The organism is Pseudomonas sp. 05T35 (genome assembly GCF_056396605.1).
This window is the reverse complement of sequence record NZ_JBFTLU010000128.1, coordinates 1-10115: the sequence shown is the minus strand read 5'-3', so window position 1 is coordinate 10115 and position 10115 is coordinate 1. Positions and strand designations below refer to the sequence as shown.

7 protein-coding genes and 1 pseudogene are annotated in these 10115 nt (G+C 60.3%); all 8 read right to left on the bottom strand.

The features are described 5' to 3' along the window. A pseudogene (locus AC1DH9_RS12450) lies at positions 1 to 1302 on the bottom strand (hypothetical protein); the annotation flags it as partial. A gap of 12 nt (positions 1303 to 1314) precedes the next feature. Beyond that, a complete protein-coding gene (locus tag AC1DH9_RS12445; protein ID WP_427538374.1) occupies positions 1315 to 2454 on the bottom strand; it encodes a hypothetical protein in 1140 nt (379 codons plus the stop codon). Continuing rightward, positions 2433 to 3878 (bottom strand): alkaline phosphatase family protein, encoded by a 1446-nt coding sequence (locus AC1DH9_RS12440; RefSeq protein WP_477808244.1) that lies wholly within the window; start codon positions 3876 to 3878, stop codon positions 2433 to 2435. Before AC1DH9_RS12440 ends, AC1DH9_RS12445 begins: the two co-directional genes overlap by 22 nt. Continuing rightward, the gene (gene eboE / locus AC1DH9_RS12435; protein ID WP_427538380.1) at positions 3868 to 5100 is read right to left on the bottom strand and encodes a metabolite traffic protein EboE; all 1233 of its coding nucleotides are present in this window, start codon (positions 5098 to 5100) and stop codon (positions 3868 to 3870) included. The genes AC1DH9_RS12440 and eboE overlap by 11 nt, the downstream gene beginning before the upstream one ends. Beyond that, positions 5097 to 5981, bottom strand: a complete 885-nt coding sequence (locus AC1DH9_RS12430; protein ID WP_427538383.1) for a TatD family hydrolase — start codon at positions 5979 to 5981, stop codon at positions 5097 to 5099. The genes eboE and AC1DH9_RS12430 overlap by 4 nt, the downstream gene beginning before the upstream one ends. Before the next feature lie 36 nt (positions 5982 to 6017). After that, on the bottom strand, positions 6018 to 6791 hold the full coding sequence (locus AC1DH9_RS12425; RefSeq protein ID WP_427538386.1) for an EboA domain-containing protein: 774 nt from the start codon (positions 6789 to 6791) through the stop codon (positions 6018 to 6020). Then, a complete protein-coding gene (locus AC1DH9_RS12420; protein WP_477808243.1) occupies positions 6788 to 7678 on the bottom strand; it encodes a UbiA family prenyltransferase in 891 nt (296 codons plus the stop codon). The genes AC1DH9_RS12425 and AC1DH9_RS12420 overlap by 4 nt, the downstream gene beginning before the upstream one ends. Next, positions 7675 to 9561, bottom strand: coding sequence for a 3-dehydroquinate synthase (locus tag AC1DH9_RS12415; protein WP_477808242.1), 1887 nt, complete (start codon positions 9559 to 9561; stop codon positions 7675 to 7677). Before AC1DH9_RS12415 ends, AC1DH9_RS12420 begins: the two co-directional genes overlap by 4 nt. Between the last annotated feature and the right edge of the window lie 554 nt (positions 9562 to 10115).

The following is a 10115-nucleotide window of genomic DNA, read 5'->3' as shown; positions in this document are numbered from 1 at the left end:
GGATTGCAATACACCCTTGGTATAGGTATCGAGGGGGATATCGAGAATACCCGAGCGCTGGTTGAAGGCTGCTTGCCGGTAGTCCGCGTAGTTCAAGATGACCGCCGGCTTGAATGTTCCATCCACCTCGGCGCCCAAATGGTAGGTACCGGCGTTGAATTTTTCCGGGACGGGGATATCGACGGTGGCGTCCACGGGATAGCTCGGAAACGTGTTGCCCAGATCGAGTGACAGGGTATCGCCGGTAATTTGTGCCGAGATCACGCCCAACTGGGCTTTTTTCGTATCCTGGAAGTTCGTTTGGAACATCGACACCAGCTGATCGGGCACCAGGCGCAGCCCGGCGGGGGCCGTGGGGTACTCATTGGCGAACCACAGCCCCAAGACCGCCGAGGTGCGGCTGTAGGCGGGGTTGAAGAATATCTCGTTAACGTTGTGCAAGCCCTCCCTGTACAGCTCCCGCACCTTCGCCATGACATCCGGGTTGTTGGAGCGGGTGTTGGGGTTCTTCGTGTAATCGTTGAATATACCGTTTTTGTCATAGCACGTTAGATAGACGGAAAACCGGAACATCAGGCCCTGCGCCCCTTGCTCCTCCATCTGCTGCTTCAGGCTGCTCAGCAGGGCGGAGTTGCCGGTCGCCCATTCCAGATTGTCCTTGGGGAAGCAGGTCTGCCAGGTGGTGCTGACGTTCATCAGGCCATTACCCAGGCCTGCCCAACTGAAGTTCAGGAAACGGTCCATCATCCGGTACTTGCGGTTGAGGGTCAGGCCGCAGTTCGAGTCCCCCAGCACCAATTTGTCGAAGTACAGCGCCGTGAACGTGTTTTGCCATGGGCTGATATCCACGAAGCGCGCCGGGGTTGGGGTATTGCTGCCCAGGGGGCTGCCGAGCAACTGGTATTGCTTGCCGACCAGCGGGTCCTGGCTGATGTAGTTATTGATCTTCAATTCGCCGCCGATGACGGTCGAAGTGGTTTTCCCGTAGTTCACCAAGCCGCAACCGTTGTCGCCAAACAGATCCCATTCGGCGGGCATGTACGGGTCATGGTTCGGATTGATATTGTTTGGCACCTGCTGTACGTAGGTCGGCATGTTAGCCATGTACTGCGTCGAGATGGTCCATGGCATCAGTCTGTCTGGGGCGTTGTCCTGGTCGACGCCGAAGTGCTTCACGAACGGCCAGTTGATGTCCATGTTCACTGCGTCATATAGCGGGAACATGTCGTTGTTGTTGGCCGTCGGCGGGTTCCAGAACATCTCGCCGTTGAGGTAGATGCGGGGAAAGTTCAGTACGCTCATGTCGTGCTCTCCTTAGCGTTTCCACTGGGCATGTTTCAGCGACCAGACAAAATCCAGTTTCTGATAACCGGTGAAGGCCGTGACCGGCAGCGGTGTGGTGGGGTAGGTAAGGCCGCCGCCGCTCGGTATGGCGAAATTGAAATAACCGTCCTGCTTCGAGTAGGCGGCGGTGCCGTGGCAGGCCAGGCAGGACGAATTGGCCTGGAAGGCCGATTCCAACTGCGAGTTCGCCAGGACCTGGGTCTTGGGTAGGAACTCCACGCCGATCAACTCGTATTTCGACAGCTTTGGGTTATTGGCCTGGAACTGCGTATTGACCGGTATGGCAGCCGATGTCGGCCCGGTGCTGTTTGTCATTGGCGCGGGCGGCTGGCCCTTGGTCACGGTGTACTTGGGGTTATTGACGTTTTCGAAGGTGGTCCAGACCCAGTCGGCGCTCAGTTTGTTGACCACATGCAAGCCGCTCAGCGCCGCGTAGCCAACCTTGTACCCGGTGCCTATCGAGTAATAGGCCTGGGCAACGTAGTAGCCGTCGGCTTCCAGCTTCTTCTTGTAAGCCATGTCCGCGCCGATCCACAGCCAGGCGGCTTTCAACTCCCAGGCCGTGGCCGGAAAGTTCAGATTGCTCGTCAGGGCATCCTGACCATTCATGTTGTAGACGTTTTTGCTGACGATGTAGTCGTAAGTGTCCTTGGACATCAGCAGTTGAAAGCGCACGACGTGGCCTTGCTGTGCGTCAGGCACGGCGGTGCCGCCCATTTCCAGGCTCAGCCCGTCGACCTGCTGGGTGGCTTTGAGGTTGTGCAGGACGCGGCTCGAGTCCAGCCCCAGGGCCTTGGCTTGCCTGAGCACTTCGCCCGGTAGCCTCGTGCGGCTTTCATACGTGCCGGGGGAGGCGCCATTGGCCAGGTAGACCTGGTCGGAAGGCTTGAACGACTCCCACTGGCGGTTGTAACCCTGGGCGTCGGGCTGGTTCAGGCAGACGAACCAGTTCCAGGCCATGGCCTCGGGACTCGTGTTGAACGCCGCACGGGTCTGATCGATGCTGGTTCCGAATTGCAGGAAGTTGCTGCAGTTGAAGTTGTTAGTGTCCTGTGCCTGAGCCAAACCGGCCAGGGCACTCAGAACTGTTATAGAAATGGCTCGCCGCATGGAAGCTCCTTGGCATTGGCCGGGTCGGTGTGTGAATGCCCCAGGAAGTGTTCCAGGAGCAGTTGCTTCACGGCCGTGGCCGCAAGACGCTGCGGCAACGGCAGATTGCAATTGGTGATGAGCAGCGGGCCGGTGTTCTCGCTGTCGGGCAGGCGGCCATGGCTGCCGCRGACCAGGCGGGTGTCCAGCGGAATCAGGTCCATGTAGTAGCGAAAACCGAGCTTTTTCTGCAGCAGGCGACGCGCCATTTTCAATTTCGGGAAACGAATGGCCGGGTCGATGAACAGTTCCAGCGGGTCGTAGCCGGGCTTGCGATGGATGTCCACGGTGCGGGCAAAGTCGGGTGCCTTGCGATCGTCGAACCAGTAGTAGTAATCGAACCAGTATCCCGGCGCAGCCACGGTCACCAGCTCGCCGCTGCGCGGATGATCCAGTTGCCAGTCCCTTTGTTCGGCTTTATCCAGCACTTGCTCGATGCCGGGCTGGCGCTGCAACAGCGCTTTGACACGCGGGATGTCGTGCGCCTGCTTCACGTAGACATGCGCGATCTGATGATCGGCCACGGCAAAGGCCGCGCTGGCGCCGGGGTCGAGCAACTCCCAGGTCAGCGACTGGCGCACCTGCAACAAGCCTTCCGAACGCAACAGTCGGTTGATCGATACGGACTGCTGCACCGCTTCGATCCCGTATTCGGACAACAGCATCACCGCCGCGCCTTGCTCCTGGGCAAAGGTCAGCAGGCGACCCACTTCACTGTCGATGGCCCGCACCTCGTCGGCAATCGACGGATGATCGGGGCCCAGTCGCTGCAGGCAGTAGTCGAGATGCGGCAGGTAAACCAATTGCAGATCGGGTCGATCGATCTGGAACTCGGTGATGGCGCAGTCGACGATCCAGCGGCTCGACGCGATGCCGGCCGCCGGGCCCCAGAAACCCGGAAACGGGAATTCGCCGATTTGCCGTTCGATACGCTCGTGCAACGAGGCCGGTGTCGAATACAGGCCGAACAGCTTGCGGCCATCGGCCGGGTAGTGCGGGCGTGGGGTGATGGCGGCGTCCACGTCCGCATACATGTTGTACCACCAGAACAACTGGCTGCAGCGAAACCCGGGGAGCTCACGTTTAAGCTGCTGCCAGACCTTTTCACCCTGGATCAGTGCGTTGGGTTGCAGCCAGAAACGCACTTCAGCCTGGTCGCGAAAATACCAGCCATTGCCCACGATGCCGTGCTCCGACGGCGACGCGCCGGTGAGGATCGAGGCCTGCACTGTAGAAGTGACCGCCGGAAACACTGGTTGCAGGCTGGCCATTTTTGCCGTTTTCAACAGGGCATTGATGTGCGGTGTCGCCGGCCCCAGCAGCGCCGGGGTCAGCGCGACCACGTTGATCAGCAGCAGCGGTTGACGCGGTTGATCAGAGGGCATCGGCGAGCGCCTCCCGCGTTTGGGGTTGCAGCAATTGCCGTTGCCGCAATTGCTCYTCGACCCAGCGCAGTTCCGCGGCGATTCCCTGCAGTTGGGCGTGCTCGGTGTCGGGCCGCAGTTGCGCGGGCAGCACGCCCCAGCTGTAGGTTTCCACTTCCAGCACAGGGCGGAAATCCCCATGGTCTGCGAGAAAGTCGAAGGTCTGCGACAGGGCGATCTGACTGCCGCTGAGTTCGGGCAGCAGCAAGTGTTCGCTGAATAGCGGAATGTGGAAATGAATCCGCAGTTCGGGGTATTGCCCCAGGTTGTTTGCGCAATCGTCGAGTGCGTCGGGAAGGTCGGCCCAGCCCGATAACCGCGCCTGCACATCGCGGGCTTTGACTTGATGCAGGTAGGTGGTTTCGGCGAAGTCGCTCAATGTGTTGAGTATGTGTTGGCGTCGGTTGTCGTCCTCAGGGGGCAGACGGCAAATCAGCGCGTTGGACAGTTGAATCTTGCCAACGGGCACCCGGGCCTGACGCAGCTTTTCCAGCGATTGATAGCAATGTTCGAAGACCACGGCCTGGTGGCAGACATCAAAACACAGCGCCAGATAGTCATGGTTCGGGTCGCTGGCTTGGTAGCGGTGGAAGAAGGCGATCGCCTGGTCGGTGTTTTCCAGCACGCAGTCCGGCTCCATCTCCAGGCAGAACACGATCTTCTTGCCCGTCTCCCGATGCAGCCTGGCCAGTGAAGCCGTGAGTTGGCGCAGCAGATGTTCGGCATGCTGCTGTCGCTGCGGGTTCCAGTTGGCGGCGTAGCCCAGCGGTACGGTGGAAATCACGCCTTGGGGGCAATCCGACGGCAGGGCGTGCGCCAGGATTCGGGCCAGATTCAGGCTGTACGCCAGCCGTTTCGGATCAGTCCAGTTGGGCAAATAGACGTCGGCTTTCACCGCGCCCTGATGAAATTGGCCATAGGGAAAGCCGTTAAGTGAAGTCAGCCGCAGCCCGCTGCGTTGCAGCAGGCTGAGGAAATCCGCCCGAGCTGACGCCTGCTGTAGTTCGGCCGCAGCGAGGGCGCTGATCCACAGCCCACTGTCTTGCTCGTTCAGGCCGCGCAGGGTGCGCACACCCTGGAAATGCCATTCGATGGATGACCGTAGCCCGGCCAGGTCACGGGTCGGGTGTACGTTGCTGCAATAGCCGACCTGCGTGGCAGCCCAACCCGTGCCGGCACTCATTTGATCACCGGTTCCTGGCCGCGCAGGGCGGAATTGTCCTGCCACTGCCGACGTTGGTCGATGGGCAGCGGAGTGCTGACCAGGGCTTTGTCCAGCTGTCCGCTTTGGGCAAAAAAGTCCACCGGGTTGTGGAACAGCACCTGTTCGACCTGGCCCTCGCTGAAGCCGGCAGCCAGCATCGCCTCGCCCGTTTTCGGCACTTTGAGCGGGTCACTGATCCCCCAGTCGGCGGCGCTATTGACCACCATTTTCTCGGTGCCGTACTCCTTCAACAGAGCGACCATGCGCTGTTCCGACATCTTGGTGTTGGGGTAGATCGAATGGCCGCGCCAGCAGTCGCTGTCCAGCACCAGCGGCAGGGTCAGTTCGTTGAGGTGGTCGATGATCACCAGGTGCTCGGCAATCCCGACTTCGCGAATCACCGCCAGGGTGCGTTTGGTGCCACCGATCTTGTCGCGGTGCGGGGTGTGCACCAGCACCGGCAAATTGAATTGTTTGGCCAGTTCCAGTTGAGCGGCGAGAAAACGGTCCTCCTCCGGAGTGATGTCGTCGTAGCCGATTTCGCCGACTGCGACGACACCGTCTTTCACCAGATAGCGCGGCAGAATCTCCAGCACTTCATTGGCCACCGACAGGTCATTGGCCTCCTTGGGGTTGAGGCCGATGGTGCAGAAGTGGTGGATGCCGAACATGCTCGCGCGAAAGCGCTCCCAGCCCAACAGGGTGTCGAAGTAATCGATGAAACTGCCGACACTGGTCCTGGCCTGGCCCTGCCAGAACGCCGGTTCGATCACCCCGGTGATGCCGGCGGCGGCCATGTTCTGGTAGTCATCGGTGGTACGGCTGACCATATGAATATGCGGGTCGAAGTACTTGAGCATGGTAAATCCTCGTCAAGGAAAAGGAGTCGTTGAGTGTCAGTTCAGTGAGGTGCCGGCCAGGTGCTCGTGCCACTCCGGCGGCAAGCGTTGCTGCTGATTCAGCCCGGCCAGGCGCTGGTGTTGCGCCGGGCTGAGCAGGTCGAAGGCGATCACTCGGGACAGCCCGGCAGACACCGTTCGTTCGGCAGCAAGCTGTTCGTCCAGCAGGTCGAGGGCCAACTGGTTGAGGGTGACGCTGTGTCGTTGCGTCAGGCCGATCAGGTGGCGTACGTCGAGCCCCATGCCCAGCGCCTTGAGCACCAATTGATGGAAGGCCCGTTCGCTGTAATGGCGCGATGGATAAAGGGTGTCCAGCGCGAGGGCGGCAAACACCTGGCTGTTACTGGTGCGCCCGGCTTGCAGTGCCAGTTCCACGCAGAGCCCACGGCTGTCGAGCCAGTCTAGGGCCTTCAGGGTGGCGATTTTTTCTTGGTCGTCGCCCCACAGAAACAGTTGGCGCAGCAAGGGCAGTTGCCCGGCGAGGGGTTGTCGCTCCAGCACTTGAGCCAGCAGCAACGCCCGCGCCAACTGGACGTTGCTCCAGCCGGGATTGAGGGGCAGTGGTTGCTCCTTGAGGTTGCGCTTGCACTGGCTGCTCAACAGCGCCGCGGTATTGGCGTCCGGGCGTTGGGCAAGCCGCTCCTGGGCCTGGCGCCACCACTGCAACTCGGCGTCATCGAGCTGTAGGGTGAGGGCCTGGTGTTGTTCGGCGAGGCAGTCGTGACGCATTTCGAGGGCCGCTGATGGCGGTGCAGTGACGTCCATGTTCATGTCGGTTTGATCCAGCGCTGGAAGTGTGGAAGCAGGAAAAACACCAGAACACATAACAGGCTGCCCAGTGGCTGGTTCGCTACGGCCAGCACCAGGGCATCGAACAGTGGCAGAGCCGCCAGGCCGGCGCCGATAAAGGCGCGGACCTGCCGATGCTGCGGGTGGGCCAAGTGGTGCCAGTAGTGCCAGCCCAGCCAGCCAAGCCAGAGCAGCAACACCGGCCAAAACCAGACGTTGTCGRCATAAATCGCCAGGGTCAGCGGGCTTAACATCAGGATCAGCGGGAGACGGCTGAGCAACTGGTTGCGGTGTTCCTGGCGGGCCAGGTAGGTCAGGCCGCTGATGTAGACACCCAGCAACATGGCGCACAGCCAGATCGGCTCCGGTGGCACCGCCAGGCTGGCCGCTGCCGTGAGGTAGAGGGCCGAGCGACAGGCGCCCATCAGCCAGACACTGTGGGCGTATTTCTTGTGCAGCAGGTTGTAGCCGAGGATGCAGCCCACCAGCAAGGCGGCGCTGCCCAGCAACCAGTATGGTTGGTCGATCAGCCGGCTCAGCCCCAACACCGAGGCCGCGGCCAGTGTCAGTAACAGCACAGTGGCCAGACGCACCTGTTGGCGGCTGACCAGGCCCAGGGTGATGGGGCGAGGGTTATGGTGTTGTTGATCCCAATCGGCGTCCACCAGGTCGTTCAACAACATGCCGGCCAGATACAGTAGCGACAGTGCGGCCAGCAGCAGGATCCACACCAGCGAAGACGGCGGCGTCAGGGCACCGGCGCTGCTGGCCAGCAAGGCCGCGGCCAGGGTGTTGGTCCATACCGTGGGCAGGTTGGACACCCGGCCCAAGGTCATCCAGGTCTTGAGGTTCGGTGATGTCTGGCTCATTGCGCGCAGCCCTCGCTGAGGGTGAGCGCCGGGCCGATTCGGGTGGACAGCCGTTGCAGCGCCTGCTCCATCCGCGCGGCATCGATTTCATGCAGGTCCACCGACTCGCCGATCCGGCTGAGCATGGGGATGGAGAGTTGCCCGCCCAGGTGCTGGCGGAATTCCTCCAGCCCGAGCAAAACCTGGGAGTGCCCCTGTGTATCTTTCAAGGACAGTTCCGGCGGGCACAGGTTGAAGCCGAGCTTGAGCAGCAGGTTCAGAACCCGTTCGGTATCGGTATCGCTCAACAGTCCCAAGGCATTGGCATAGAGTCCATCCAGGGCCATGCCCACCGCCACGGCTTCACCATGGCGCAGCCGATGCTGGCTGAGGTTTTCCAGTTTGTGCGCGGCCCAGTGCCCATAATCCAGTGGTCGTCCGTTACCGCGTTCGAAGGGATCGCCGGCACCGGTGATGTGCGCCAGGTGCAGTTCGGCGCAACGGCGGATCGCGTAGCGGCTGGCCGGGTGATCGAAGCAGGCGAGGGCGTCGGCCTGTTGTTCCATCCATTGGAAAAATGCCTGATCCTTGATCAGCGCCACTTTTACCGCTTCGGCCAGCCCGGCGATCTGGTCGCGGCGAGTCAGGCTGGTCAGCAGCTGGAAGTCGTTGATCACCGCGGTGGCGGGATAGAAGGCTCCCAGCAGGTTCTTCTGGCCGAAAGCATTGATGCCGTTTTTCACACCGATACCGGCGTCGTTCTGGGCCAGCACCGTGCTCGGGATGCGGATCAGGCGAATACCGCGGTGGAAGGTGGCGCAGGCGTAGCCCACCGCATCCAGCACCGCGCCGCCGCCCAGGGCCAGGACATAGCAATGCCGGTCCAGCCCATGTTGCAGCATGTCGGTGTACAGCTGCTGCAACACCTGTGAATCCTTGCTCAGTTCGCCGGCTGGCACCGCAATCGGCGCGGCCTGCAAATGCAGGTCCGCCGCATGGGCGGCAAAGTAGGCGTCGATCTGTTCCAGCAATTTCGGGGCGCTTTGCAGCAGTAGTTCATCGGCGAACACCAGCACTGTCACCGGGCCCCGGTGCTGTGGGGTGAGTCGTGCGGTGAGCTGGCGATGCAGACACGGATTGGACGGCTCGAACAGGTGATCGGTGAACACCACCGGGTAGTCGTAACGGACCTCGAAACGCCCGTGCAGGGATTGCTCGGCGTTTTGCTTGCGCAAGGTTTTGAACAGGCTGTACCCGGCGATAAACAGCCCGGGCAACACCATGCTGGCGAGGAGGGTCACCAGCAGTGCGTTCTGCTCGACGAGGTAGATGCCGATGGCGCTGTAGGCCAGTGCCAGGCCGGCATTGGCCAGAGTGGTGACCAGCACGAACGCGCGTAGCGGGTAACGTTGCATACCGGCGGCCACCACCGAAGTTTCCGCCAATACCGGCACGCCGCGCAGGCAGATCAACGACAGCGTGCCCAGCTTGTATGCCAGCTGTYCCGGCTGGCGCTGATGCAGGCCCAGGCGACCGGACAGCAGACGAAAATAGCCGGCCCCCAGCGCATAACCCAGCCCGGCACCCAGGCACAGGCCAATGAAAATCACCAGGTAACCGCCGAGACTGCCCAGCATGGCCACGGCCAGCAGCGCTACCATGCTCGAAGGGACTGGCAGCACCACGTCCAGCGCCAGCAGGGTGATCAGCAGCAGCGCCAGGTTGAGTTTCTGGGTGGGCGTCGAAGGCAGGAACAGGTTGAGAGGGGTCAGGAAGTCCTGGATCTGTTGTTCGAACAACAGGAAGCTGGCGATCACCAGGCCTGAGAAGCAAAACAATGACAGCCAAAAATGTTCGGCTGGCCCTCGTTGCGAGAATGCACGATACCATCGGCTGCGCTTCATCAAGCATCCCTCTTGATCGTTATGACTGATTTCCGTTTCAGCAATTAAAAGCAGCGTCTGGTTTGTTTTAGAAAAATAGACTCCCCCGCCTGAATGGCTGGTTTTTATGTGCGGTTGATTACGCTTGCAAAGATAATCATGAAGTTAGACGGCTGTGGTGTTTTTGCAAGCTTGCCTGATGGCAGAGTTTGAGGTGAGCTGCTGGAACAACGTGGTGCAGTCGATGGAGTGAGTGTCTTGATCAGGTTTTTGTTTAATGATTACAGTGGGTTGGATGGTTTTTATGGGGCGATGAAGACGCCATTGAGTGAGCGATATTCAATGAGGTTGCGTCAGTCATAAATAGTAAGTTAATGATGAGGTGGTCATGTGGCATTAATATTTGTTATGTGGATTATTGCTAACGGTTATATATTTTTTGGTAGTTGACTGAGTCGTTAGGTGGGCTGGTCTCTGAAAAACGGACGTCTAGCGGAAATGATTTTCTTTACTAAAAACTCGGGTGTATTTACAGGGGGGATTGCACATGCATAAGACCACTACAGGGAGATGAC

Coding starts and splice junctions, on each gene's coding strand:
- AC1DH9_RS12445 (WP_427538374.1), bottom strand. CDS start 2,454: ATGCGGCGAGCCATTTCTATAACAGTTCTGAGTGCCCTGGCCGGTTTG.
- AC1DH9_RS12430 (WP_427538383.1), bottom strand. CDS start 5,981: ATGCTCAAGTACTTCGACCCGCATATTCATATGGTCAGCCGTACCACC.
- AC1DH9_RS12425 (WP_427538386.1), bottom strand. CDS start 6,791: ATGAACATGGACGTCACTGCACCGCCATCAGCGGCCCTCGAAATGCGT.